We start from the raw sequence: 24,543 nt of genomic DNA, 5'->3' as shown, positions 1-24,543 counted from the left end.
GCGGAGCCGCACCATGATCACCGTCCACCATCTCAACGATTCCCGCTCGCAGCGGGTCCTCTGGCTGCTGGAGGAGATGGGCCTGCCCTATGAGGTGAAGCGGTATCAGCGCGACGCGAAGACCATGCTGGCGCCCCCCGACCTGAAGGCCATCCACCCGCTCGGCAAGTCGCCGGTGCTGGATGAAGGCGACGCGCGGATCGCGGAAACCGGCGCCATTATCGAATATCTGCTGGAGACCCATCCGGGCTCCAGCCTGCGGCCCGCGACGGGGACCGAAGCCGCGCGACGCTGCACCTACTGGCTGCACTATGCCGAGGGCTCGGCCATGACGCCCCTGCTGCTGAAGCTGATCTTCACCGCCATCCCCGGCCGGGTGCCGTTCCTGGCGCGCGGCGTGGCCAAGGGCATCAGCAAGGCCATGAACGCGAATATGATCGACCCCCAGCTGAAGGCGCATACGGCCTACTGGGAAGCCGAACTGACCAGGTCAGAATGGTTCGCCGGCGACACCTTCTCGGCCGCCGACATCATGATGAGCTTCCCGGTCGAGGCCGCCGGCAGCCGGGTCCCCTACGGCGCGGACAAGCCGAAGCTGAAGGCCTTCCTGCAGAAGATTCATGCCCGGCCGGCCTATCAGCGCGCGCTCGAGCGTGGCGGTCCGTACAGCTACGCCTGAGGTTGGGCCCAGGCTGGCGCCGGCGCCACAGTCGCCGGGAACCGGAACGTCGAACCGTTCGCGGCGCAACCCGTCCGTGAATCGGACGTTGACTGTCCCATGCGCCCCAGAACCATCCAGGTCATCGCCGCCCTCGTCGCCGCCGTCGCCTTCATCCTCGCGTTCATCGCCGCGGGCGCCGTGCTCGTTTCCAGCCTGTTCATGCTGGTGGGGCTGGTGGCTGTCGGCTGGCTGGCCCTGAGCCTGGTCGGCCGGGTCAAACTATGGGGTGAAATCCAGAGAATTCGCGAGCGACGGCGCAAGACGGTCGCATAACAGCAATCTTCCTGAAACGCCTTTGCCCTTGAACCTTGGGGCCCGGCGCCCTAGTCTCTTTGGCCGGTCGCAAGCGCCCAGCGACTTCTGGCGTGTTACCAAACCTTCAGTCGGGCGAAGCAAGAAACTCACGACATATGGAAAAAGTGCCGATGACGGCCGAGGGCTACCGTGTCCTCGACGATCAGCTGAAGCAATTGAAGTCCGTGGAGCGGCCGAGCGTGATCTCGGCCATCTCGGAAGCGCGCGAGCATGGCGATCTGTCTGAAAACGCAGAGTATCATGCCGCGAAAGAGCGTCAGGGCTGGATCGAAGGCCAGATCGCCGACATCGAGGACAAGATCAGCCGCGCCCAGGTGATCGACGTGTCCAAGCTGAACGGCAACCAGGTCATGTTCGGCGCCACGGTCACCGTGGTCGACGAGGACACCGAGGAAGAGGCCCGCTACCAGATCGTCGGCGAGCACGAAGCCGATGTGAAGGCGGGCAAGGTCTCCGTGGCCTCGCCCATCGCCCGGGCGATGATCTCGAAAGAGATCGGTGACGTGGTCGAGGTCAACACGCCCGGCGGCGTGAAGGCCTACGAGATCCTCAAGGTCGAGTGGAAATAGGGTCCGACCAGACCCCGCTCTCGATCCGGGTCGTCTCTGACGGCCGGACCGGCATGGAAAATCAGGCGCTGGGTCTGGCGGAAGCCATCCAGCGCCTTCTTTCGTCCCGCATCGTCGTCAAGCGCGTCCGCTGGCGCAAAGCCTTCGACAAACTGCCGTCGGCCCTGAAGGCACCGTGGATGCTGGACCCGTCGTCCGACCCCGTCGAACCCGCCGCCGGCGAGGCCTGGCCGGACCTCTGGATCGCCACCGGCCGCGCCACCCTGCCGCTGTCGGCGCAGGTCCGCGCAAGATCGGGCGGCAAGACCTTCGTGGTCCAGACCCAGGACCCCCGCTGGCGCAACGACATCTATGACCTCGTCGTCGCCCCGGCCCATGACGGCGTCGGCGGGGCCAATGTGCTGTCGATCACCGGTTCGCCCCACCGGGTGACGGCCGACCGGCTGGCTGAGGGCGCCGCAGACTTCGCCGACCGGCTGGAGCCCCTGCCCCGGCCGCGCGTGGCGGCCCTGATCGGGGGGCGGTCGAGGGCGTTTGACCTGACCGGGGCCCACGCCGCCGACCTGGCCGACCGCATCGCGCGGGCCGTGGAAGCCGCCGGTGGCTCGCTGATGCTGACCTTCTCACGCCGCACGCCCGAAGCGGCGAAGGCGGCCATGACCGCCCGGCTGGCCCACCTGCCCGGCCTGATCTGGGACGGCGAGGGTGCCAACCCCTATTTCGCCTTCCTGAAATTCGCCGACCACATCCTCGTCACCGAGGACAGCGCCAACATGGCCGCCGAGGCCGCATCGACAGGCGCGCCGGTACACATCCTGCCGATGATCCCGCTGAAACCGGCGGACAAATTCGCGCGCCTCCATGCGGACCTGCGGGCGCGCGGCGCGGCACGGCCGTTCGACGGGTCGCTGGCGAGCTGGACCTATGAGCCGCTCGCCGAAACCGACCGGGCGGCGCGGGAGGTTCTGGCGCGTCTGATGACGAAGGTTTAGTCGCCGCCCCCGCCGCCATCTCCGCCGCCGCCATCCGAGCCGCTGTCGGAGCCGTTGTCCGACCCGCCGTCAGGGCTCTTGTCGCGACTGCCGCCGTCCGAGGTGTAGCCACTCCCGCCGTCCGAAGCGGATCCGTCCCGGTTCCTGCCCTTGCCTTCGTCCTTGCCCTTCCGGCCCGAATCCATCCCCGCCCCGAGGGCCACGCCGATGGCGATTCCGCCGCCGATGCCCAGGGCGAGGTTGTCCATGGCGAGGCCCAGCGCCACGCCGATCGCCGTGCCGAGGGCGATGCCCATACCCATGTACGTTTTCTGCGCCATGCGATCCTCCCCAGTTTCCCTGCAGCCTAACATCGCGCGAAGGGGAATCACCGCCTAAATAGATGCCATGAGCACCCCCAGAACTGTCCGCGTCGCCATCATCGGTTCCGGCCCCGCCGGCTGGACCGCCGCCATCTATGCGGCCCGCGCCCTGCTGAACCCCGTCGTCATCGCCGGCCTTCAGCCGGGTGGCCAGCTGACCATCACCACGGATGTCGAGAACTATCCGGGCTTCGCCGATGTCATCCAGGGGCCCTGGCTGATGGAGCAGATGCGCGCCCAGGCCGAGCACGTCGGGACCGAGATCATCGAGGACATCGTGGTCAAGGCCGACCTGTCGCAACGGCCCTTCCGCCTGACGCTGGATTCGGGGACCGAGCTGTTCGCCGAGACGGTGATCATCTCCACCGGCGCCCAGGCCAAATGGCTGGGGATCGAGAGCGAGGCCAAATACCAGGGCTTCGGCGTCTCGGCCTGCGCCACCTGCGACGGCTTCTTCTATCGCGGCAAGGAGGTCATTGTCGTCGGCGGGGGCAACACCGCGGTCGAGGAGGCGCTGTTCCTGACCAATTTCGCCTCCAAGGTCACGGTCGTGCATCGCCGCGACGAGTTCCGCGCCGAGCGCATCCTGCAGGACCGGCTGTTCTCCAATCCCAAGGTCGAGGTGCTCTGGAACAGCGCCATCGACGAGATCCTGGGCGAGACCAACAGCTTCGGCGGGGTCAATGTCACTGGGGCGCGGCTGAAGAACGTCCAGACCGGCGAGACCCGCGACATCTCTGCCGACGGCGTCTTCATCGCCATCGGCCACGCCCCGTCATCGGAGCTGTTCGCCGGTCAGCTTGAGACCAAACAGGGTGGCTATCTCGTGGTGAAGCCGGGCACGGCGGCCACGGCCATCGAGGGCGTCTGGGCAGCCGGCGACGTCACCGACGACATCTACCGTCAGGCCGTCACCGCCGCCGGCATGGGCTGTATGGCCGCGCTGGAAGCCGTCCGCTTCCTGGCCGAAGCGGACCATGCCCGCGCCGGCGATCCGATCTCGCACAAGGAAGCGGAAAAGATCGGCGTCTGGTAGGCCCCGGCCTCAGCCGAACATCTGCAGGCCGTCGGGAACCACCGGTGCCGGTTCGCCGCGCCGCAGGTGCAGGGCGTATTCGACGGCACTGCGCACGCAGCCCTCGTCGGTCGGCTTGGTCAGGACGCCCATGGTGCCGGGGATGCCGTGGCGCACCATGCCGGGATTGGCGGTCATGTAGAGGACGGTGACGCCGAAGTCCTCGCCCAGTTCCTGGCCCAGTCCGACGCCGGTGGCACCATCCGTCAGGTGAATATCGACCAGGGCCAGTTCGACGCCGCCGCGGCTGGCGAGCGCACGGGCGGTCCGGGCGTCCGGCGCGGTGCCGACGACCTCATAGCCGAGGTCCTCCAGTACGAAGCGGAGCTCCATCGCCACCAGGGCTTCATCTTCGATAATCAGGATACGGGCGGTCATTGGTTTCGATTCAGAACAGGCGTGTGCCCCCTCAACGCGAGCCACCGATGGCGGTTCACATGAATGTTCCGGCCGCGCGGCGGGGTGCCAGGGCCGTGGCCGGGATGTCGGCGACAACCTCCAGCCCCTCACGCGCCCAGGTCTGTTCAAGGGCCCCACCCAGCTGACCCTCGACCGACAGGGCCAGAAGGGACGAACCGAAGCCGGAGGCGTCCGGTATGCCGCGCACCGCCGGGCCGCCCCGCTCGCGCCAGCGCATGACATAGCGGTCACCCTGCCGCCGGGTCGACAGCATGACCCGGCCCTCGGGGGCGGACAGGGCGCCATATTTGGCGGCGTTGGTGGCCAGTTCGTGGAACAGCAGGGCGACGGGCGTCGCGGCCTGATCGTCGAAATCCGCGTCGTCGCCGCTGACCACCACCCGGGGCACGCCCGCGTCGTCGTCGTAGGGCAGGAACAGGTCGCAGAGGAAGGCGTGCAGCGTGGTGCCGTCCAGGCTGGGCCTGCTGGATTCCGTATGCGGCCGCACGAACTCATGGGCCCGGGCCAGGGCGGAAATCCGCGTTCTGGCCGCCCGCGCGAAGGCCTTGGCCTCGGGGTACTGGCGCGCCGACAGGGCCAGAAGGGCCGAGATCACCGCGAAGATGTTCTTGATCCGGTGGCTCAACTCCTGGCTCAGCAGCGCCTTGGCCTGTTCCAGTCGCTTCATCTCGGCGATGTCCGTGCCCGTCCCGAACCAGCGCGTGACGGCCCCCGCCGCATTGCGGATGGGCATGGCGCGGCTCAGGGTCCAGGCATAGGAGCCGGTGTGGTGCAGCAGCCGGTACTCGACCTCATAGGGCTCGCCGGTCGACAGGGAGGCGCGCCAGGCCGTCCGCGCCCGTTCCTGGTCTTCGGGATGGATCATCTCCCCCCAGGCGTCGCCGAGGGTGGAGCCCTCCGCCGCCCCGGTAAAGGCGTACCAGCGGGCGTTATAGTAGTCGTGGTGACCGTCGGGCCGCGATGACCAGACCATCTGGGGCATGCTGTCGGCGATGGCCTGGAAGCGGGCGTCGCTCTCGGCCAGCTTTTCGGTCACCAGCCGCGCGGCCTCGACCGCGGCTGTGGCGGCTTCATCGCTGCGCCGACGCTCACGCAACGCCCTGCGGCGTTCCAGCAGGGCCATGACCTGCCGGGCGAGGACGTCCAGCGTCATCAGCTGGGTCTCGTTCAGGCCCCCGGCGCGCGCGCGGGTATCGAGCACGCACAGGACGCCCAGGGCGAGGCCCTGATCGTCGACCAGGGGCGCGCCCGCATAGAACCGGAAGGCGGAGGTGCCGGCCAGACGGGCGTCTCCCGCGAACCGTTCATCCCGTTCGGCATCGGCGACCTGGGTCACGCCGGGTTGGGCCATCGCATAGTCACAGAACCAGCCCGCCCCGCCGAGCTGCGAGACGTCGACCCCGTCGCGTGCCTGGAACCACTGCCTGTCGCCGACGGCCAGACTGACCATGCCGACGGGGGCCTCGCAGATCCGCGCGGCCAGTTGCATGACGTCGTCAAAGGCCTGCTCCGGGTCGGTGTCCAGGATGTCGAAGGACCGGAGGACGCGGAGCCGCTCGGCTTCAATCGCGTCGGGATCGCTGGCCATCGGATTGGTCAAACGGCGCCTTCCATCGGCGCGGCAGCGCCCTGTTGCTCGATCGGGGTCCGGACCCGCGTCGGCAAAAGGCCGCCGTGTCGCCGTATCCGGCGAACCTTGCGCACGTGCTGTCCCGCAGGTCCGGCGATGAAATGCCCCGGGGGCAAAACCGTTGCGCCGAAACGGTTTCAGGAAGCCGGGCGGCCCACTTCCTCGACGTCCATGACCGTCACGCCCGGAGGCGCCGCCCGGACCGGCGCTTCCGACGCTGCCGACGACGGCGGTGACTCGAAAGCGGCGAGACGCTGGTTGATGGCGGCGATATCGGCGGCCGTGGCCTGACGGCGGCCGCCCAGCGAGGCGACGCCGACGACGCGGGTCTGGCCGTCGATCTCGACAGTGCGGATGACGCCTTCCCCCCTGGCGGCGGCCTCACTGAGGGCCAGCTCGGCCTCGGCCGCAGAGGCGATCTGGATGCGGGGGCGCGAGAAGCGCGCCTCGTCGATCAGGGGCTCCCGACCGGCATAGGCCTGACGGAAGGCCGCCGGCTCTCCGTAGACGCCCTTCCAGCGATAGAAGATGTGCGCCCCGATCTGGGTCAGCTTGTTCAGCGTCGGTGCCCACCAGGGGTGGACATAGTCGGCGTGATAGTGGGTCGCGGTGCCGACGCGGGTCGACACATGACCGGCCAGCGCCCGCTCAGCGACGACCCTGGCGCGGTTCCAGGCCCAGGCGACCGGTGCCTGGGACAGCGCCCCGTCGCAGGTGAAGCTGAACTGGCAGCCCGTGGTGCGCTCGGCACCCTCGAAGACCACACCGCAAACACTGTTGGCGTAGTTGGGGTCGCGCACCCGGTTCAGAATGACCTGGGCGACGGCCTCCTGGCCCTCGGTGGGCTCAAGCGCGGCCTCATAATAGATGCCCTGGGTCAGGCAGCGCAGCGCCCGACGGCGATCCTCTGCCGTCGCCGGCTTGAAGACGAAGGGCGCGGCGACGCGCAGAAACTGCGAGGCGTCCGGCGTCGCCGCGTTCAGCTTCATGGCGTCCAGGCCCGTGGTGCCGAAGTCCAGCGTCGGCCGGCCGGCGAGGGTCAGGCTCTCCCAGCCGGGGGTCAGTCCATAGAGCGCGGCGCGACGTTCCCCGGGGTCGTGACGAAGGGCGATGGCCAGCTGGGACGGGTCCATCCGGCCGGTAATGGCGGCGAAACCGCCGGGGCCCAGATCGCCTCCGGTCAGGCTGCGGATGGTCTCGGCGCGGCGATCGATCTCGGGGCGCGGCGTTGAACTGGCGGCCATGGCGACCCCGAAGGCAGCCAGCATCACGGGCGCGACGGCCAGAAGCCGGCGCATCCTCTTCAACGTCACGGTCCAGTCGATCCTGGCCAAATAGTCAGCTCCCAAGCCGGGACATGGCCCGACGATCGTGCAGATTGCGCGCCAAGCGGGGCGCTTTTCAGGCGGAAAAGCCCGGTTCGGTCAAGCTCCAACGCTTTCGGGGCGTGAAAGGCCCCGCCGACTTCGGCTCTTTTCGACCCACGGACGAACCCCGCTGCGATCGTCACGCTTACGGGAACTCAAGCCCGCCCAGGGCGTTCGCCGATGACGCGTACGCGCGAGCGGGGGTCTATGAGCGCGTTGGGGAATTTCGTTCGGGTGTTCAGTATTGGTGCCGCCGTCACCCGGCTGGCGCGGGTAAAGACCCGCCCGTGGTGGGTGTCCTTGCTGGTCGGCATCGGTGCCGCAGGGGCGGCCCTGTGCCTCCGCGGCTCGCTCAGCGGCTTCTACGGCAATATCACCGGCTTCATGATCCTGCTGCCGGGCGTGATCATCGCCTCACTGGCCGCAGGCCGGCTGGCGGGGCTGACAGCCACAGCCGCCTGCCTGTTCGGCGGCTGGCTATTGGTCGGTCCCGGTGCCGTCGGGGCCGGGATGGCGGATCGGCTGGGGATCGTCGCAACCGTCAACTTCATCGTCGTGGGCCTGTTCGTCACAGCCGTCGCATCGGCGCTCCGTGACATGGTCGGGGCCCTGGATGCGTCGCTTGAGGCCCTGAACAGCAGCCGGGCCCGCATCGACGATCGCGAACATCAGCTCCGCCTGGTCAGCGAACACGCCCCGGTCATGCTGTGGATGAGCGACGAGACCGGCCGCTGCATCCAGCTGAACGCCGCCCAGCGCGCCTTCTGGGACGCGCCGGAGTCGCTGGACGGCTTTGATTTCAGCGCCCTGATCCATCCCGATGATGTCGAGCAGGTCTGGGCGGTGACGGCGGAGGCCGCGACGCGCCAGGCCGCCTTTTCCACCGAAGCCCGCTTCCGTCGCCACGATGGCGAGTGGCGGGTTCTGCACACGGACGCCCGGCCGCGTCTGGAGCCCGACGGCCGCTATGGCGGCCTGATCGGCGTCAACACCGACGTCACCGAGGCCCGCGCCGCCGAGGCTGCGCTGCGCGAGAGCGAGGCCCGGTTCCGGCTGATGGCCGACACGGCCCCCTCCCCCGTCTGGATGACCAATGCCGAGGCCAGGGTCGAGTTCGTCAACGCGGCTCTTGTCGAGTTCTACGGTCAACCCGCCGACCGCCTTCTGGGCGATGTATGGAAGGCCGCCATTCATCCCGACGACGCGGCCGGCGTCGAGGCGGCCATGGCTGCGGCACGGCCCGACCGCCTGCCCTACGGCTTCGAGGCGCGGTTCCAGCGTGCGGACGGTGCCTGGCGCTGGATGCGGATTTCGGTCAAGCCGCGGTTCGCCGGTGACGGGGTCTTCCTCGGCTACGTCGGTATGTCGTTTGACACCACCGAGACCCGCGAGGCCCTCGACGCGCTTTCACGGCAGGAGCGACGGCAGTCCTTCCTTCTGGCACTGACCGACCGGCTGCGTGATCTGACGTCTCCCGAAGCCGTCATCCTTGAGGTCGAGCGGGCCCTCGGCGTCGAACTCGGTGCGGACCGGGTCGGCTATGGCGAGGTCGACCAGGAACGCGGTCTGGTCTCCATGACCCGCGACTGGACGGCCGGCGTCGTCAGCGCCCAGGGCGAGTTCAGTCTGGAGGATCTCGGGGCCGACCTGATCGCCGACCTCGCCGAGGGTCGCATGATCCATATTACGGACGTTCAGCAGGACCCGCGCACCCGCGACGGGCTGGAGGTCTTCAATCGGCTGGAAACACGCGCCCTGATGCGCGCACCCGTGATCCGCGGCGGCGGCCTGCGCGCCTTCCTCTATGCGCACCACTCGACCGTCCGCGAATGGACCGGGGCGGAAATCGCCCTGTTGCAGGACGTCGCCCTGCGCACCTGGACCGAGATCGAACGCACCCGCGCCGAGGCAGAGGTGCGAGAGAGTGAGGAGCGCTTCCGCGCCATCGCCGACACGGCTCCGGTGCTGATCTGGGTGACGCAGCAGGACCGCACCCGTGCCTTCGTCAACCAGGCCTATGTCGCCTACAATGGCGGCACCTATGAAGAGGCGAGGCTGGCCGACTGGCGCGCGATCATCCACCCGGACGATCATGAGCGGGTGCTGAAGGAATCCCTCGCCGGAGAGGGATCCGGCCAGCCGTTCTCGATGGAAGCCCGCTACCTCCGGCACGACGGCGAGTATCGCTGGCTGAAGTCCTTCTCGCGGCCCCGTCAGGGCGCGGACAATGCGGTCATCGGCTTTGTAGGCGTCGCCTTCGATGTCACGGACATCCGAGAGACCGCCGCCAATCTCGTAGCGGCTGCGGCCGAACGGGACGCCATTCTGGGCCAACTGGCCGAGGGGGTCATCGTGACCGATCCCGAGGGTCGGATCACCTTCGTCAACGACGCCGCCGTCCGTCTGCACGGGGTCGACCGTCTGGACGTCGGGCCCGAGGACTATTCCGCCACCTATCATCTGTTCACCGAGGATGGCCTTCCCTACTCGTCCGACCAGCTTCCGCTCGCGCGCGCCGTGATCGGGGGCGAGACGGTCCTGAATGCCCGCTGGCGCATCCGGCGACCCGATGGGTCCGAAGTGCTGGCGGTCGGCAATGCCCGCCCGGTCTTCAAGCCGGACGGGGGCCGGATCGGTGCCGTTCTGACCCTGCGCGACGAGACCGCGCGTGTGGAGGCCGAAAACCGGCTGTCCGAATCCGAAACCCGCTTCCGTACCATCGCCAACAGCGCGCCGGTGCAGATCTGGATGACGGATGAGAAGGGCGACCTCGCCTTCGCCAACCGCAGCTACAAGACCTGGTTCGAGGTCAGCGAAGCGGGCCTCGCGTCCAGCTGGCGGCAGACCGTGACGACGCTGAACCTTGAAGGCGATCACGAGGTCTTCGAACGCGCCGTGAAGGCCAGGGACCGCTACCAGCGCACCATGCGGGTCCAGCATCCGCGTCTGGGAGCGCGCTGGCTTCGCTGTGAAGGCATTCCCCGCTTCGATGCGAGCGGGACGTTCCAGGGCTATGTCGGCGCCAACCTCGACGTCACCGACGCCAAGCGCGCCGAGGAAGACCTGAAGCGGATCAACGAACTGCTCGAGGAGCGGGTCGGCGCGGCGCTGGCCGAAAAGGCCAAGGCCGAGGCGGATCTGATGCACGCCCAGCGTATGGAGGCTGTCGGCCGCCTGACCGGGGGCGTGGCCCATGATTTCAACAATCTGCTGACCGTGGTGATCGGCGCGCTCGACATCATGCTGCGCTCGCCCAACGACGCCGCCAAGCGCCAGAAGCTGGGCGAGGCGGCGCTGGCAGCGGCGCGGCGCGGCGAGGGTCTGACCCATCAGTTGCTGGCCTTCTCACGCCGGCAGGCCCTGCGTCCGGAAGCCGTCGATCTCAACGTGCAGATCCGCCAGAGCGAACCCCTGCTGCGCCGCGCCGTCGGCGAGGCCGTGGAATTCAAGCTCAAGCTCCGGCGTGGGGGCGCGCGGGTCAGCGTTGATCCGTCCCAGTTCGAGGCCGCGCTGCTGAATCTGGTCGTCAACGCGCGTGACGCGGTCGGCGACAAGGGCCGGATCACCGTCCAGACCCAGTCCTGCACGGTCGAGGCTGGCGAAGTCGCTGACCTGGCGGCTGGCGACTATGTCTGTGTCACCGTCGGCGACAATGGCGCGGGCATGTCGCCCGAGGTCATCGCGCGTGTGTTCGAGCCCTTCTTCACCACCAAGGCCGTGGGCAAGGGAACGGGGCTGGGCCTGAGCCAGGTCTATGGCTTCGCCCGCCAGAGCGGCGGGGCCGCCCAGATACATTCGACGGTCGGACGTGGAACCGAGATCAAACTGTTCCTGCCGCCGTTGAACGAGACCCTCCGTATCGTCGCCGACGCCGGGCCGGAAGCCGCGCGGCCGATGGCCGCCGGCCGTCGCCTGCTGCTGGTCGAGGACGACGCCAGCGTCGCGGTCGTGGCGCTGGAGTTGCTGGAAGGTCTCGGGCTGGAGGTGCGCGCCGTCGAGACCGCGCCGCAGGCGCTGGATCTGCTGAAGCGCGAAAAATTCGACATGATGCTGAGCGACGTCGTCATGCCCGGTGGCATGACCGGCATCGAACTGGCGCGGATGTGCGGACGGGATTACCCGGAAATGCGGGTGGTGCTGACCTCGGGCTATGCCGGCGAGGATGTGGATGCGGCCCTGGCTGACGCGCCCTGGCCGTTCCTGCGCAAGCCCTACTCGGGCGAGCAACTGGCCCGCATTCTGGGCGAGCTCAGCTGAGGTGACGGCCGGCCTTTCGGCCGACCGGCATGGATATCAGCGCGTGCGTGCCTTGCGCGCGGCGTAGCGGGCGTCGCGGGCGGCCTTTTGTTCTTCCTTGGTCAGGGCCTTGCGCTCCTTGCGGGCGGCGCGCTTCTCGGCCTCGACGGCTTCCTGGGCCTCTGCGTTGGCCGCCATGCGCGCGGCTTCCTTTTCAGCCTTCTCGCGCCGGGCCTCGGCCTTGGCGAGCTCGTGCTGCTGGCGCAGCGCCTCCTTCTCGGCGGCGCGCTTGGCGGCCAGCTTTTCGAATTCGGGATCGGGGGCGGCGGCCTTGGGCTTGAACCGGGCGAGCAGGGCCTTCTTGGCCTCCTGCTGAGCCGTAAGGCGGTCGGTGAAGCCGGTCTGTTTCAGATCTCTCATGCGGAGGGCGTCGATGTCCTTGAACGTTTATGGATGCGCTGGAACGCGGTCGGGCGATTTGCAGCGCAGCCCGGCGCGTCGCTAACCCTAAATGGGCGCGGAAATCAAGTTCGCGAGGCGCCGATGACCGCCGCCCCGCTCACTCGAAGGCCGACTGTGTCAGTTCGGCTTCTCGGCCTGACCGACCGCCGCGCCCGCCGCGCCTCCCACAGCGGCCCCGACGGGCCCCGCGATGACGGCACCGGCGACGGCACCCGTGGCGGCTCTCTGCTCGATGGTCTGGCCGCAGGCGGCGGCGGCCAGGGCCGTGGCGGCGACGACGAGGGTGATAGCGAAGCGTTTCATGGGGAAAATCCTTCCAATAGCGGAGCTTGAACGCCCCCGGCCCTTCGCCGGTTCCGGTCGCTTCCCTCAAGTCATTGGCAAATTCCTGTTAATCGTGAAGACAACAGTTGGGCGCGCTATCAATCGGTGAGGCCAGCCGTGACACTTGGTTCGTGTTGTCGATGTGATAGCATTTACAGTAAAGCGATGTTTCACTGAACGTGACTATAAAGCTCGATGGAGGCGTTCACTTCCGGATACAGCGCGGCGTGTCCGCGATGTTGCGTCGCACACCAATCTTGCGAATCAACCACATTGGCGCCACAAACGGCTGGCTTAAGGCGCGTCCTCGATAGCCGGCTCGTTCGCTGACCGTCGATTTACCGCAAGCGGATCGCGACGCCGATCTCCAGGGATTGGAGAGGGTCGCCCGGTTGCGAGACTACCCGGGGGCGGCATTGCGCCCTGCCGTACAGGACTGAGCCCTTGCCGAAAGCCCCGCAGACGCGTGTGAACCCCCCTGTTGATCGTGCGGCCCGGATTCGGCCCGGATCGGCGGCGGCGGCGTTCGGCGCATTGGTGGGACTGGCGATCGGCTGCGCCTATCTGGGCGGCACGGCGGCGAAAGCCACGACCGTGCGGGCCCAGGCGGAACGCATCGACGGAGCCACCGCAGCGGGGTTCACCGAGGAAGCCCTTGCGGCTGCCGCGGGAGGTCTGGACGAAAGCGCCCTGACCATCGCCCGACGGCACGATCCCTATACCGTCGCCGGCGGTGCCCAGCGGGATCGCCAGGCCGAACTCCTGACTGCCCGCCTGGAACAACTGCGCGACCAGTCTGCCGGTGGCGGCCTGCGCCGGGTCAATCTGACCGGGCCGGTGGCCGCCCTGCCCTTCCGCCTCGGCAGCACCCTCGACGCCTCGCGCGACCTCGATTGCCTGACCCAGGCCGCCTATTACGAAGCCCGCGGCGAGGGCCGTGACGGCATGCGCGCCGTCACCCAGGTGGTTCTGAACCGCGTTCGTCACGCGGCCTTCCCCAACAGCGTCTGCGGCGTCGTCTTCCAGGGGGCCGGCCGCCGCACGGGTTGCCAGTTCAGCTTCACCTGCGACGGCTCGATGCGCGGCCGCGTCAACCGCGCCGCCTGGGACCGCGCCCGTGAAGTGGCTTCGGCCGCCCTGTCCGGCGCCGTCTACGCCGGCGTCGGCAACGCCACCCATTTCCACACCACCGGCGTCGCGCCGGGCTGGCGCAACTCGCTGGTGCGGGTCGGTCAGGTCGGCGACCATCTGTTCTATCGCTTCGGCGGCCGCTCAGGCTCGCGCGAGGCCTTCTCCTACGCCGCCCGCCCGTCGAGCGAGGCCGAGGCACCCCGCCTGATCCAGGCCAGCCTGGACCCCACGGGCCCGGTCCGCGAAGCCGGCGCGGTCGCCTACAATATGCTGGTCGCCCAGGAGCGTGGCGCGGACGCCGGCGCCGCCCAGGAGCCCGGTGCCATGGTGCCGGTCCCGGCTCCCGCCCCGGCTCCGGCCCCCGCAGCGACCGACGCGACCGCCGCCCGGGCCGCGCCGACCGCCTGACCTTCCGGTCCCCGCCACCCCATCCAGGGCGTCACCGGGCGAGGTCCCGGTTCCCGGACCCGCGGTCAGAGGTTCCGCGAAGGGCCGGAGCCGCTCATCACCAGAAGTCCATCGAAGCCGTGAACCATCCGGACCAGCTCGCGGTTGACCCCCGCTGTGCGTAGGCCCGGCAGCAGGGCACGGAGCGGACGCAGATCGATGACCGTGAAGACGTCGTCGAACGCCTGGCCGGCCACCGCCTCGAGGCCCGCGGCGTAGTCATCCCGAGGCTCGCTCTCGCGGTAGGTCCAGGTGACCGGATCGAGCACCGCGACCGACCGGCCGCTTCCCGGCAGAACCATCAGGCTGAAGGTCGACTCGCCCTCAAGCGCCGCCAGCTCGGGAATCGTGGTGCCCAGGTCGAAGGCCTCCGTCATGTTCAGTCCCCGGACCATGTGATTGGCTCCGAATTTGAACATGGCCCGCGGGCTCCGGCCTTCCGACCGGGCCTGTCGCCAGTACCGGAACAGATTGGCCTTGTTCAGTTCCGCCCGACGCTGGTTCGAGGCCAGGCCGCTTCCCGAGAGGAACAGCCGGTTGATCTCCAGGGTCTCCTCCAGAACCGTCAGCATCCATGCCGCGTCCGGGTCGGCGTCCGGCCAGGCTTCGCGGACGGCCCGTACAAGGGACGGGTCGCCCGAGAAGTTGAAGATGTGCTGCGGCCCGCGGGTGGCTTCATATTGCGCCCAGGCCGCCAGTGACGCGGCCTCCAGGCGCGCCAGCGCCGCCGCTGCCGCCGCCGGCTTGGGTCGGGCGGTCAACCGCGCAATGGCCAGCCGGTCGGCGGCTATGTCGTAGTCCAGCCCCCACAGGACCGGCCGCCCGGGTGGAACGGCCGCGCGGATCGCCGCCAGCATCCCGGCCTCTTCGCGCATGCCAAAGAAGGCGGCCTGGGACCGCGGGTCGGCGAACAGCTGTCGCAGCCCGTCGACGCCCCCGGCGGACGCCCGATCCAGCTCAGCGGCCATGAGTGGCGAGGTCTCGATGGCGAGCGTGTCGTATCCGGACGGTGCCAGTTCCGCGAACAGGGCCGCCGCCAGCATCGGATTCTCGGCGATCCCGTGTTCCTCGCCCAGCAGAAAGAACCGCGCCTTGCGTCCCTCGGCGACCAGCAGGTCCCAGCCAGGCCCGGAAAAGCGGCCGTCGGCGAACTCCAGCCTGTGGCGGTTCTCGCCCGCCCGCGTGGCCAACCGTTCCAGCAGAGTGGGCTGCGGCGCGGCGGGCGCGGCGGGCGCGGCCGGGGCGGTCTGCCCCAGCGCCGGTCCGGCCCCCAGTCCGACCAGGCCTGCGGCGGCCAGCATCGTGCGGCGATCGATCATGGTGCATCTCCCCGGACGGAAGTCGTCCTCCCGATGACTTGAGGATCAGGGGCGGCGTCATGGATGCAGGAGGGACATTAACTATTGTCAATGTGGCTCAGGCTACGTCCAGCCCCACATCCAGCGCCGGCGCGGAGTGGGTCAGGGCACCGACCGAGATCACGTCCACGCCCGTCTCCGCGATACCGCGCACGGTCTCCAGATTGACCCCGCCCGAGGCCTCAAGCGTGATCCGCCCGGCCGTGCGGGCCACCGCCTCGCGCAGCATCGGCAGGGTGAAATTGTCGAGCATGATGACGTCCGGCCCGGCCGCCAGCGCCTCGTCCAGCTGATCCAGCCCGTCGACCTCGACCTCGACCTTCATCAGGTGTCCGACCACGGCGCGCGCCCGACGCACGGCCTCGCCCACCCCGCCGCAGACGGCGACATGGTTGTCCTTGATCAGGATGGCGTCATCCAGCCCGAAGCGGTGATTGACCCCGCCGCCGCACAGCACCGCGTGTTTCTCAAGCGCGCGCAGGCCGGGCGTGGTCTTGCGGGTGTCGGCGATCCGCGCCTTCGTGCCGGCGACGGCCTCGACATAGGCCCGGGTCAGGGTGGCGATGCCGCACAGACGTCCCAACAGGTTCAGCGCCGTCCGTTCGGAGGCGAGGAAGGCGCGGGCGTCGGCCTCTACTTCGGCCAGCACCGCCCCGGCCTCGAAGGCGTCGCCGTCGCGCAGCTTCAGCGCGATGGAAGCCCCTGGGTCCATCGCCAGCACGGCCAGGCGCACACAATCGATTCCCGCAAGAACGCCCGCCTTGCGCGCCGCGAACACGGCCCGCATCCGCGCGCCATCGGGGATGCAGGCCTGCGCCGTCACATCACCGGCCCGGCCGAGATCCTCGACCAGCGCCATACGCACCAAGGGTTCGATCAGGATGTCGGGGAGGGATCGGATCATCGGTCGCTCGTTCAGGCTGCGGCGACCAGCACAGGGTCGGCGTGGACGTGGGTATGGTCGGCGACGGCGGCGGTCGCGGGATAGTCCGAGCGATAGTGGCCGCCGCGGCTCTCGCGTCGCGCCAGCGCCGCCTCGGCGATCAGCCGCGCGGCGACCAGCGGCAGGGCGCCCGGTGCCGCGGCTTCCAGCCGGGCGATGACGGCCAGGGTGGCGCCGAGACCGGCCGCGTCGCGCACCACGCCGGAACCGTCGCTCATCGCATTGCGCAGCGCTTGCAGCGCGTCGGGCAAAAGGTCCGGAGCCACCGTCACAGGCAGGGTCTCGCCCACCCCCGGAGCTTCCAGCGCCGCCGCCCGTCCCGTCCGCCGTCCGAACGCCGCGGCTTCCAGCAGGGAGTTGGAGGCCAGGCGGTTCGCGCCATGCACGCCGGTCGAGGCACATTCGCCGACGGCAAACAGGCCCGGAAGGCTGGTGCGGCCGTCGGTGCCCGCGGCGATCCCGCCCATGTGATAGTGAGCCGCCGCGGCGACCGGGATCGGCGTCTCGCGCGGGTCCAGCCCGGCCCGCATACAGGCGGCGAAGACGGTGGGAAACTCCTCGGCCAGCCTGGCCCCGATGGCGCTGCGGCAGTCGAGGAAGGCCCCGCGACCGGCGGCGCGCGCGGCATGCACCGCCCGCGCCACAACATCGCGCGGCTGCAGGTCGGCGTCCGCCGCCTCGCCCAGCAGGAAGCGGTCGTCCCGATCGATCAGCCGCGCGCCCTCGCCCCGGAGGGCCTCGGTGGCCAGCGGCATGGGGTCGAGGCCGACATCCATGGCGGTCGGATGGAACTGCACGAACTCCGGATCGAGGATTTCCGCGCCCGCGAGATAGGCCGCGGCCATGCCTTCGCCCAGCAGGGCGGCGGGGGTGGTGGTGCGGGCGAACAGGCCGCCGGCACCCCCGGTGGCCAGCACGACGGCGGGGGCCAACACCTTGATCATCCGCCCCGAACCGGGCGTCCCACGCTCGATCAGGGCACCGCAGACCCGACCGCCGGCGTCCTGGACCAGGCCGCGCAGCCGCCCGTCTTCCCAGACCTCGATATGCGGCGCGGCGCGCACGGCCGCGATCAGGGCCGACAGGATCGCCCGCCCCGCGCCGTCGCCGCCGACCCGGGCGACGCGGGCGTGTGAATGCGCGGCTTCCAGACTGACCGCAAAGCCGCCGGCGGCGTCACGATCGAAGGGCGCGCCCAGCGACGCCAGCCACTCAACCGTGGCGCGGCCGTCTCCGGTCAGGGTGTCGGTCGCCCCGGCCTCGACCAGACCGGCGCCCGCCGCCGCCGTATCGGCCGCATGCAGGGCCGGGGCGTCATCCGGCGACAGGGCCGCCGCCACCCCGCCCTGGGCCCAGGCCGAGGAACAGGCCTCGAGCAGGGGCGCGGGCGTGACGACCAGCACCTTGCGCGGCGCGGCCTCCAGCGCGGCCGATAGCCCCGCCAAGCCGCCGCCGATGATCAGCGGCCCATCATGATGGACGGTGCGGCTCAACCGCCGAACCCCAGATAGCTGCCCGCGATCTCGAGCGCCCCGGGCAGGGAGCCCCCCGCAAGCGGCATCAGCGCGGCCAGGCCCACGCCCGCGCAGGCCGCCGCGGCGGCAAGGAACAGGCCGACGCTCTGCGCGGCCTCGCGGCCGGTCAGCGGCCGGCCATCAGGGCGCCACGCGCCGCGACGCAGGTGGCCGATCAGGGCGATGGCCAGGAAGGCGGCGAGGATGAACCGCCCCGTGGTGATCCCCCAGAACACCACCAGCGCGCCGATCAGCAGCATGGCCCCGCGTTCGACATTGGGATGGATGCGCGCCAGCACGGGACCCAGCGCCTTGGAGCCGTCCAGCGGCGGGGCGGGCGCGAGATTGACCAGGTTGATCGCGGCGATGACCGCCGCGCCCAGAAGCCACTCGGCGTGACCCATGGCGATGTAGCCGGCGAAGAAGGGAATGGCGGCCAGCAGGCCGAACCCGGGCCCGGCCAGGGAGACCAGCACGCCGTCCCATTCGCTCTTCGGCAGGCGCTGGCTCTTCGCCACGCCGCCGAGGAAGGGGATGATGTAGATCTTCGCCGGCCCCATCCCGAGCCGGTTCATCGCCAGCACATGGCCGTATTCGTGCACCAGCAGGCCCCAGATGGCCGCGACCGCGATCACCCAGCTGCCGCTGACCCACCAGATAAAGCCGCCCAGGAGCAGGGTCGAGACTACGGCCCAGACCGGGTGCTGACCCTTGTCGAGCGGCGGCTCGGCGCTGCGGGGCGGACCCCGATCGGCCACAGCCGCTTCCCGTGCGGGGGCTGCCGCTTCGGGCTTGGGGTCCCAGGGACCGGGGCGGGGGGTCTGGCTGTCTGTCATCGCGACGACGTGGCCTTTTCTGACCGCAGCCACAAGGCCAGCAGGGCGAGAAGCCGCAGGCTGCGCTTGTCGATCGTCGCCACCGCGCGGACGGGCGGAACGTAGTGCATCAGATCAGCTCCACCGCCACATGGTGCCGCGCCTTGATCATGTCGTAGCGCGCGGGGACCACCGGCGGCGGCAGGTCCACCATCCGCTGCACGGCCAGCCGGGCCCGTTCGCCAATATCCTCGGGCACCGTGACCTCGAACTGCATGTTCAGCAGGCAGTCGCGGATATTCTCCAGCGTGATCCGCTTCATGTGCGGGCACATGTTGCAGGGGCCGATGAAGCTGACCTCGGGCACATCGCCCTGGATGTTGGCGGCCATGGAGCATTCGGTGATCAGCACCACCTGCTTCGGCTTGCGGCTGGTGATGTAGTCGGTCATCGCCGCCGTCGAGCCGGCGAAATCGGCCGCCGACAGCACGTCCTCGGGGCACTCCGGATGGGCGAGGATTTCCGCGCCGGGATAGGCCTCGCGCATCTCGGCGATGTCGGCGGCGGTGAAGCGCTCATGCACCTCGCAGCGGCCCTTCCAGGCGATGATGCCGATGTTGGTCTGGGCCGCGACGTTGCGGGCCAGGAACTCGTCGGGGATCAGGATGACGCGGTCGACGCCCCATTCCTTCGCCGCCCACTCGACCACCTGCACGGCGTTGGCGCTGGTGCAGCAGATGTCGGTCTCGGCCTTCACATCGGCCGTGGTGTTCACATAGGTGACCACCGGCAGGCCCGGGTAGCGCTGCTTGATCAGCCGCACGTCCGCGCCCGTGATCGATGCCGCGAGTGAGCAGCCGGCGCGCAAGTCGGGGATCAGCACCGTCTTTTCGGGGCTCAGGATCTTCGAGGTTTCGGCCATGAAATGCACGCCGGCCTGGACGATCACCTTCGCCTTGGACCGCGCGGCCTCCTTGGCCAGGCCAAGGCTGTCGCCGACATAGTCGCCGACCCCGTGGAAGATCTCGGGCGTCATATAGTTGTGCGCCAGAATGACGGCGTCGCGGCTCTTCTTCAGCGCATTGATCTCGCTGATCAGCGCCGCCTGCGCCGGCCACTCCATGGGCGTCACATGGTCCTTGACCTTGGCCCAGACCGGGGCGGTTTCCCGCGCCAGTGCCTCAGTCATTCCGAACGCACCGTCTGCCATTTCGCATCCCTTTTGCTCGATTTGAGCAAATCAGAGGCCCGAAGAACGGCGACTGGTCACACTGACCGTCGCCGACTTATGCTCACTTTCAGCATAAGCAGGGACAATCTAGGCGGATGGCGGAGAAATGCAAGTCCGGATCGCCACCCTGAGGAGGACGGCTAGCGAGCCGGAATGGTGACGAGATAGTCGATGATTGTGGTGGAAGGGATGGTTGTAAACACCACCTTCCCGTCCGGGGTCGCCCCTTCCAGGGCGTACATCTGCCCGCCTTCCACCCGGCGCAGCGTACGCACGGCATCGGGTGCCGTGGCCGCGGCCGGCAGGTCGAACCGGCAGCCGGTCAGCTTCAGGTCCTGGAGCACGCAGCTGATCTGGAGCTCCGCCACGGGCAGTTGCTGCACAGGCGGCCCCGCGGGCGTCGGGGCCTCCGGCAGGCCCGCCCGGGCCCCGCGCCCACGCGGCCGTTCGCGCGGCGGCGGCGCATCGGGATCGCGGAAGCTGACCTCGGCTCGTCCCGCCCGCGCCAGCTGGTCCCGGTCGTCTGTCAGACCCCAGCCGCACGCAGAAAGAACCCGGTCGAGGTTCGCCGACTGCGTCGGGAGGTCAAAATTCGTGCGCAGGGCCCGCGACGCTCCGTCCGCTGTGCGGATCGAATACAGGCCACCGCCGCGCATGAAGCGGATGTCCCGCGCGGGCACGGTGCTCATCAGGATGCCCGGCTGCGGTCCGGGGACCCAGGTCTGGACATCGGTGCGACCGTCTCCGCGCCGCGCCTGCACCTCGATGCCGCCCACGCCCGCCGGCATCCCGATCAGGGCAGCCGAAAGCGCGCGATCCCGGCACTGGACGATAATGGCCACGCCCGCGTCATAGCGGACGGCGGCGACCGTCTGGTTCAGACTGGGCTCGTGCTGGAATTCCCAGTCGTCCTCGTCCTGAGCGACCGCGAGGGTCGGCCCCGCACAGAGGACAGCGCACAGCGCCGCAAACAGCGTCGATTTCATGGATTTGCTCCCCAGCATCCCGACGCCAGATGACGACAGCAAACCCGGTCTGGTCAAGACCTCACGCGACAGCCGCCCCGAACATGGGAAACACGATCTTAACCGGAACAGGATGCAACGGACGCTTCACCGGAGAGTCCCATGCGCCTGATCCCCGTCGCGGTCGCCGCCGTCCTTCTGTCCGCCGGATCGGCGATGGCGCAATCGTCGGAGCCCGGCGTCGCGGTCGGCGCGGCCGTCGGCACCTCGGGCATCGGCCTTGAGGTACAGGTCAAGATGGGACCGATCTTCACCTTGAGAGGGTCGACGGACCGGCTGACCCACAGCGCGGACGAAAGCTACGATGACGTCGACTACAATGCTGATCTGACCTTCGACACGGTCGGTGCCTTCATCGACATGCACCCGCTGGCCAATGGTCTGCTGATCTCCGGCGGGGCCTATCTGGGCGACCGCGACATCGCCCTGGCCGGCACGCCCACGGCACCGGTCAATATCGGCGGCCAGACCTATTCGCCCGCCCAGATCGGCACGCTGGGCGGCTCCATCAAACTGCAGGACGTCGCCCCCTTCATCGGTATCGGCTGGGACGACACCTTCTATCGCAGCGGGCGCTGGGGCATTCGCGCCATTGCGGGCGTCGCCTGGAGCGATGCGCCCGAAGTCGCCCTGACCTCGACCGGCGGCAGCCTGTCCAACGATCCGACCTTCCAGGCCCGGCTGCGCGACGAGAGCCGGAACATCACTGACGATGTCGAGGGCTACGGCCTGTTCCCGATCATCCAGGTGGGCCTGAACTACAAATTCTGAGCCGTCAGACCGCGACACCCTCATGGGCCAGCAGCCAGCGCTTGCGCGCCAGCCCGCCGGCGTAGCCGGTCAGCGTCCCGTTCGCGCCGATCACCCGGTGACAGGGCACGATGACCGCTATGGGGTTCTGGCCGTTGGCCAGTCCCGCGGCCCGCACCGCCCTGGGTGAGCCGATCGCCGCCGCCAGCTGGCCATAGGTCCGGGTCTCGCCCGCCGGTATGGCCCGCAGAGCTTTCCAGACGGTGCGCTGGAAGTCCGTACCGCCCGTCGCGACGGTCAATCCGTCCAGAGCCCGCACGTCGCCGCCGAAATAGCCCTCGACCGCGGTCCGGACCGGCTCCGGCGCACGACCTTCTACCACCATCGCGCCCGGGGCATGGCGGGCCAGCAGCCGGGTCATCCGGGCTTCATAGTCTGCGAAATCCAGCGCCCGCACGGCACCCTCGCCATCGGTGACCAGCAGCACCTCGCCCACCGGCGTGGCGACCCGGTCGAGGGTCAGGGTCTCAGGCTGCGCGTTTCGCATCGTCGCTCTCCATCAGTCGCGCACCGCTGATCCCGGCCAGGGTCAGATGCAGCGCACCATAGGCCCGCCAGGGGCGCCAGGTTTCGGCGCGGGTGGCGAGCATCTCATCGTCCAGGCGGTCGTTGGGCGCCTCGTCCCCATCGTCGATCCACTCGCCGGGCAGCCGCAGCCCCGGCCGCGCCGCGACCAGCGGCCTCAGCGCCGGGTCGGCCGACAGGTCGCGCCCGATGGCGTCCGGATCCGCCGACAGGTCGAACACCCGCCGCACCCGCGCCAGCACACCCGGCAGCGCCTTCAGGTCGTCCGCCTCGACGCAGACCGAGACCCGCCCCGCCTCCGCCGGCTCGACCGTGACCGCGCCGTCTGCGCCGTCCACACCCCGCGTCAGGACCCGCGACCAGCGCCGCCCTTCGACGGCATCGCCGCGCGCTGTCAGGGCTGCGAACATGGCGTCCCAGTCATAGGGCGGTCGGAAGGACAGGCTCAGCCGCACCCCGCCCTCATGCACCCGCTCGCCGCGCCGCCGCAGCGCCGAGGGCGGACGGCCATACAGGGCCTGAAACGTCTCGTTGAACCGCCGCACGCTGCCGAAGCCGGAGGCCAGCGCCACCTGTGCCATGCTGAGATCGGTCTGGTGGATCAGCGCCTTGGCCAGCAGCACCCGGCGGGTCTGGGCCACGCTGACCGGGGCGGCGCCCAGATGCTGGCGGAACAGCCGTCGCAGGTGCCGTTCGCCGACGCCCAGCCGACCCGCCAGTCCGTCGACATCGTCCTCATCCAGCGCCCCCGCCTCGATCAGGGCCAGGGCCCGGCTGACGGTGTTCGAGGTGCCCCGCCACGCCCCCATGTCGGGGGCCGTCTCCGGGCGGCAGCGCAGACAGGCGCGAAAGCCCGCCTCCTCGGCCGCCGCGGCCGAGACCACGAAGAACATGTTCTCCCGCTTCGGCGTCCGTGCCGGACAGACCGGACGGCAGTAGATGCCCGTGGTCTTCACACAGCCGAAGAACCGCCCGTCGAACCGCGCATCGCGCGTCAGCACGGCGCGATAGCAGGCCTCCTGATCGAGTTCGCCGGCGTTTTCCATGACCGCAGAATGATCGCTGCGGCCATGGAAGTCTCGCGGTTTTCGGACATGGCCGTGCCGGGCCGCGTCGGATCGAGAAGGCGGAGCCTTCTGATCGCGGCCTGCTTACATACCCCGCGCCAGCCGCCCCAGGTCAGCAAGGACCCTGAACGCCAGGCTGATCGCGGAGATGGCCAGAACCCAGACCATCACCACCGACAGGGTGCTGGCGATACCGACCAGATCCCGCGCGCCGTCGCCCAGATTTCGCAGGGTATCGAAGTCCAGCATGGTCCAGTCGCCGGCGATCCGGGCGGTCTCCCCGTCACGCGTCAGGGTGAACCAGTGCCCCGCCTCGAAGATGACCCAGGTCAGCCACAGGCCGGCACCGGCGACAACGATCCGGGCCGCCGCCCGCGCCCGGACGGCATAGGGTCGGACCAGGCTGGCCAGGTCCACGGCCATCTGGGCGAAGGCGTAGAGCAGGATCGGCCCGAACAGGATCGACCAGATCGGTGCGCCGCTGACCACCGCGTCCTCGCCGCGAAGCTCAACCGACATCAAGCCGGGGAAATGGATCGCTCCGATCCACCACAGCACAAACATGCCGGTGGCGAGGAAAGAGAACAGATACTCCCCGCCCGGCCAGGCCCTGGCCCGACGTCGCGGCATCCAGGACGGTTTCGTGGCCTGCGCCGGCTCCGTTCCCGTCATCGACATGCCCCAGGCCGCCGGATCGGCCAGGCCGAAGGCCCCGAGATCCTTCACCCGCCATCTGGTCAGGAACGCCGGCCGGATGCCCTGATGCTCGAAGATCGCCGCCGCCAGGGTCGCCGCCCCGATCAGGGTGAGGCCGGCCCCGAAGAAGCCGTGGAAGGCCTGGGCGATGTCCTGCCCGAAATTGTCCGATCCACCGATCACCCGGATGAACAGGGTGAGGGCGAAGACCGCCGCCAGCACCATCAGTCCGGCCTTCACGCCGAACAGCCAGTAGGGAAACAGCTCCGGTCCGACCAGCGAGTCCGGCCCCTTGCGATAGCGGGCGGCCACGACCAGCGGATGGCCGATCTCGCGCAGGATCGCCTCCTGCTCATCCTCGGTCAGGGCGCGGCCCAGCGCCTCTTCCTTCGCCTCGAACCGGCTCAGGATCAGGTCGCGCAGTTCGGCGGTGATGTCGGCGCGTTCGTCCTGCGGCAACTGCGCGGCGACGGCGTTCAGATAGCGGTCGATCAGGTCCATGGCTTTC

At 69.3% G+C, this 24,543-nt stretch carries 23 protein-coding genes; 8 read left to right on the top strand and 15 right to left on the bottom strand.

The annotated features are described in order from the left end of the window. Positions 1-13: 13 nt before the first annotated feature. From KB221_04100 to KB221_04085, 4 genes are all read left to right on the top strand, one after another. Entirely contained in the window at positions 14-679 is a 666-nt protein-coding gene (locus KB221_04100) for a glutathione S-transferase (protein WIY70214.1), read from the top strand. Positions 680-778: 99 nt separating this feature from the next. Further along, positions 779-994, top strand: coding sequence for a hypothetical protein (locus tag KB221_04095; protein ID WIY70213.1), 216 nt, complete (start codon positions 779-781; stop codon positions 992-994). Between the two features lie 137 nt (positions 995-1,131). Then, entirely contained in the window at positions 1,132-1,605 is a 474-nt protein-coding gene (gene greA, locus KB221_04090) for a transcription elongation factor GreA (GenBank protein WIY70212.1), read from the top strand. Between the two features lie 53 nt (positions 1,606-1,658). Continuing rightward, positions 1,659-2,597 (top strand): mitochondrial fission ELM1 family protein, encoded by a 939-nt coding sequence (locus KB221_04085; GenBank protein WIY70211.1) that lies wholly within the window; start codon positions 1,659-1,661, stop codon positions 2,595-2,597. On the opposite strand, the gene KB221_04080 is transcribed toward KB221_04085, so the two are convergent. Next, on the bottom strand, positions 2,594-2,917 hold the full coding sequence (locus tag KB221_04080) for a hypothetical protein (protein WIY70210.1): 324 nt from the start codon (positions 2,915-2,917) through the stop codon (positions 2,594-2,596). The two genes, KB221_04085 and KB221_04080, sit on opposite strands and share 4 nt — an antisense overlap. 67 nt (positions 2,918-2,984) lie before the next feature. Here KB221_04080 and trxB point away from each other — a divergent pair, with 67 nt between their 5' ends. Next, positions 2,985-3,995, top strand: coding sequence for a thioredoxin-disulfide reductase (trxB, locus tag KB221_04075; protein ID WIY70209.1), 1,011 nt, complete (start codon positions 2,985-2,987; stop codon positions 3,993-3,995). A gap of 9 nt (positions 3,996-4,004) precedes the next feature. Here trxB and KB221_04070 read toward each other — a convergent pair whose 3' ends face one another. The 3 genes from KB221_04070 to KB221_04060 form a co-directional block, all read right to left on the bottom strand. Next, entirely contained in the window at positions 4,005-4,412 is a 408-nt protein-coding gene (locus tag KB221_04070) for a response regulator (GenBank protein ID WIY70208.1), read from the bottom strand. A gap of 55 nt (positions 4,413-4,467) precedes the next feature. Then, positions 4,468-6,054, bottom strand: coding sequence for a PAS domain-containing protein (locus KB221_04065; GenBank protein WIY70207.1), 1,587 nt, complete (start codon positions 6,052-6,054; stop codon positions 4,468-4,470). Positions 6,055-6,221: 167 nt separating this feature from the next. After that, entirely contained in the window at positions 6,222-7,382 is a 1,161-nt protein-coding gene (locus tag KB221_04060; GenBank protein ID WIY70206.1) for a cell wall hydrolase, read from the bottom strand. 276 nt (positions 7,383-7,658) lie between these two features. Between KB221_04060 and KB221_04055 the strand changes: the two genes are divergently transcribed. Continuing rightward, the gene (locus tag KB221_04055) at positions 7,659-11,708 is read left to right on the top strand and encodes a PAS domain S-box protein (GenBank protein ID WIY70205.1); all 4,050 of its coding nucleotides are present in this window, start codon (positions 7,659-7,661) and stop codon (positions 11,706-11,708) included. A 36-nt stretch (positions 11,709-11,744) separates the two neighbouring features. Here the strand turns inward: KB221_04055 and KB221_04050 are convergent, their stop codons facing one another. Both KB221_04050 and KB221_04045 read right to left on the bottom strand, forming a co-directional pair. Further along, the gene (locus KB221_04050; GenBank protein ID WIY70204.1) at positions 11,745-12,107 is read right to left on the bottom strand and encodes a DUF6481 family protein; all 363 of its coding nucleotides are present in this window, start codon (positions 12,105-12,107) and stop codon (positions 11,745-11,747) included. A gap of 159 nt (positions 12,108-12,266) precedes the next feature. Continuing rightward, positions 12,267-12,452, bottom strand: coding sequence for a hypothetical protein (locus KB221_04045; GenBank protein ID WIY70203.1), 186 nt, complete (start codon positions 12,450-12,452; stop codon positions 12,267-12,269). A gap of 558 nt (positions 12,453-13,010) precedes the next feature. On the opposite strand from KB221_04045, the gene KB221_04040 reads away from it, so the two are divergent. Beyond that, positions 13,011-14,012 carry a cell wall hydrolase gene (locus KB221_04040; protein WIY70202.1) on the top strand — a complete coding sequence of 334 codons (1,002 nt, stop codon included), beginning with the start codon at positions 13,011-13,013 and terminating at the stop codon, positions 14,010-14,012. Positions 14,013-14,077: 65 nt separating this feature from the next. On the opposite strand, the gene KB221_04035 is transcribed toward KB221_04040, so the two are convergent. The 6 genes from KB221_04035 to KB221_04010 form a co-directional block, all read right to left on the bottom strand. Then, positions 14,078-15,370 (bottom strand): hypothetical protein, encoded by a 1,293-nt coding sequence (locus KB221_04035; GenBank protein WIY70201.1) that lies wholly within the window; start codon positions 15,368-15,370, stop codon positions 14,078-14,080. 97 nt (positions 15,371-15,467) lie between these two features. Beyond that, entirely contained in the window at positions 15,468-16,313 is an 846-nt protein-coding gene (nadC, locus tag KB221_04030) for a carboxylating nicotinate-nucleotide diphosphorylase (GenBank protein WIY70200.1), read from the bottom strand. A gap of 11 nt (positions 16,314-16,324) precedes the next feature. Continuing rightward, positions 16,325-17,845, bottom strand: coding sequence for an L-aspartate oxidase (locus KB221_04025; GenBank protein WIY70199.1), 1,521 nt, complete (start codon positions 17,843-17,845; stop codon positions 16,325-16,327). Then, complete coding sequence (locus KB221_04020) at positions 17,842-18,624, bottom strand: peptidase M50 (GenBank protein WIY70198.1); 783 nt, start codon at positions 18,622-18,624, stop codon at positions 17,842-17,844. Before KB221_04020 ends, KB221_04025 begins: the two co-directional genes overlap by 4 nt. A 187-nt stretch (positions 18,625-18,811) precedes the next feature. Then, a complete protein-coding gene (gene nadA, locus KB221_04015) occupies positions 18,812-19,891 on the bottom strand; it encodes a quinolinate synthase NadA (GenBank protein ID WIY70197.1) in 1,080 nt (359 codons plus the stop codon). A 161-nt stretch (positions 19,892-20,052) separates the two neighbouring features. Continuing rightward, positions 20,053-20,898, bottom strand: a complete 846-nt coding sequence (locus KB221_04010) for a hypothetical protein (GenBank protein WIY70196.1) — start codon at positions 20,896-20,898, stop codon at positions 20,053-20,055. Positions 20,899-21,039: 141 nt separating this feature from the next. Between KB221_04010 and KB221_04005 the strand changes: the two genes are divergently transcribed. After that, positions 21,040-21,708 carry a hypothetical protein gene (locus KB221_04005; protein ID WIY70195.1) on the top strand — a complete coding sequence of 223 codons (669 nt, stop codon included), beginning with the start codon at positions 21,040-21,042 and terminating at the stop codon, positions 21,706-21,708. Between the two features lie 4 nt (positions 21,709-21,712). On the opposite strand, the gene KB221_04000 is transcribed toward KB221_04005, so the two are convergent. The 3 genes from KB221_04000 to KB221_03990 form a co-directional block, all read right to left on the bottom strand. Continuing rightward, complete coding sequence (locus KB221_04000; protein ID WIY70194.1) at positions 21,713-22,234, bottom strand: methylated-DNA--[protein]-cysteine S-methyltransferase; 522 nt, start codon at positions 22,232-22,234, stop codon at positions 21,713-21,715. After that, positions 22,215-23,318, bottom strand: coding sequence for an Ada metal-binding domain-containing protein (locus tag KB221_03995; protein ID WIY70193.1), 1,104 nt, complete (start codon positions 23,316-23,318; stop codon positions 22,215-22,217). The genes KB221_04000 and KB221_03995 overlap by 20 nt, the downstream gene beginning before the upstream one ends. A 105-nt stretch (positions 23,319-23,423) precedes the next feature. Next, positions 23,424-24,536 (bottom strand): hypothetical protein, encoded by a 1,113-nt coding sequence (locus tag KB221_03990; protein ID WIY70192.1) that lies wholly within the window; start codon positions 24,534-24,536, stop codon positions 23,424-23,426. Positions 24,537-24,543 lie beyond the last annotated feature (7 nt).

Source organism: Aquidulcibacter paucihalophilus (assembly GCA_030285985.1).
Classification (GTDB): Bacteria; Pseudomonadota; Alphaproteobacteria; order Caulobacterales; family Caulobacteraceae; genus Brevundimonas.
The sequence above is the reverse complement of the archived record's forward strand: the minus strand, read 5'-3'. Positions and strand labels throughout refer to the sequence as shown.

Bases quoted from the DNA above. Each gene is read 5' to 3' on its own strand.
- KB221_04080 (WIY70210.1), bottom strand. From the start codon at position 2,917: ATGGCGCAGAAAACGTACATGGGTATGGGCATCGCCCTCGGCACGGCG.
- KB221_03995 (WIY70193.1), bottom strand. From the start codon at position 23,318: ATGGAAAACGCCGGCGAACTCGATCAGGAGGCCTGCTATCGCGCCGTG.
- KB221_03990 (WIY70192.1), bottom strand. From the start codon at position 24,536: ATGGACCTGATCGACCGCTATCTGAACGCCGTCGCCGCGCAGTTGCCG.
- nadC (WIY70200.1), bottom strand. From the start codon at position 16,313: ATGATCCGATCCCTCCCCGACATCCTGATCGAACCCTTGGTGCGTATG.
- KB221_04045 (WIY70203.1), bottom strand. From the start codon at position 12,452: ATGAAACGCTTCGCTATCACCCTCGTCGTCGCCGCCACGGCCCTGGCC.
- greA (WIY70212.1), top strand. From the start codon at position 1,132: ATGGAAAAAGTGCCGATGACGGCCGAGGGCTACCGTGTCCTCGACGAT.
- KB221_04055 (WIY70205.1), top strand. From the start codon at position 7,659: ATGAGCGCGTTGGGGAATTTCGTTCGGGTGTTCAGTATTGGTGCCGCC.
- KB221_04005 (WIY70195.1), top strand. From the start codon at position 21,040: ATGCGCCTGATCCCCGTCGCGGTCGCCGCCGTCCTTCTGTCCGCCGGA.
- KB221_04010 (WIY70196.1), bottom strand. From the start codon at position 20,898: ATGAAATCGACGCTGTTTGCGGCGCTGTGCGCTGTCCTCTGTGCGGGG.
- KB221_04070 (WIY70208.1), bottom strand. From the start codon at position 4,412: ATGACCGCCCGTATCCTGATTATCGAAGATGAAGCCCTGGTGGCGATG.
- KB221_04000 (WIY70194.1), bottom strand. From the start codon at position 22,234: ATGCGAAACGCGCAGCCTGAGACCCTGACCCTCGACCGGGTCGCCACG.
- KB221_04060 (WIY70206.1), bottom strand. From the start codon at position 7,382: ATGCGCCGGCTTCTGGCCGTCGCGCCCGTGATGCTGGCTGCCTTCGGG.
- KB221_04095 (WIY70213.1), top strand. From the start codon at position 779: ATGCGCCCCAGAACCATCCAGGTCATCGCCGCCCTCGTCGCCGCCGTC.
- KB221_04085 (WIY70211.1), top strand. From the start codon at position 1,659: ATGGAAAATCAGGCGCTGGGTCTGGCGGAAGCCATCCAGCGCCTTCTT.
- KB221_04035 (WIY70201.1), bottom strand. From the start codon at position 15,370: ATGATCGATCGCCGCACGATGCTGGCCGCCGCAGGCCTGGTCGGACTG.
- trxB (WIY70209.1), top strand. From the start codon at position 2,985: ATGAGCACCCCCAGAACTGTCCGCGTCGCCATCATCGGTTCCGGCCCC.
- KB221_04050 (WIY70204.1), bottom strand. From the start codon at position 12,107: ATGAGAGATCTGAAACAGACCGGCTTCACCGACCGCCTTACGGCTCAG.
- nadA (WIY70197.1), bottom strand. From the start codon at position 19,891: ATGGCAGACGGTGCGTTCGGAATGACTGAGGCACTGGCGCGGGAAACC.
- KB221_04100 (WIY70214.1), top strand. From the start codon at position 14: ATGATCACCGTCCACCATCTCAACGATTCCCGCTCGCAGCGGGTCCTC.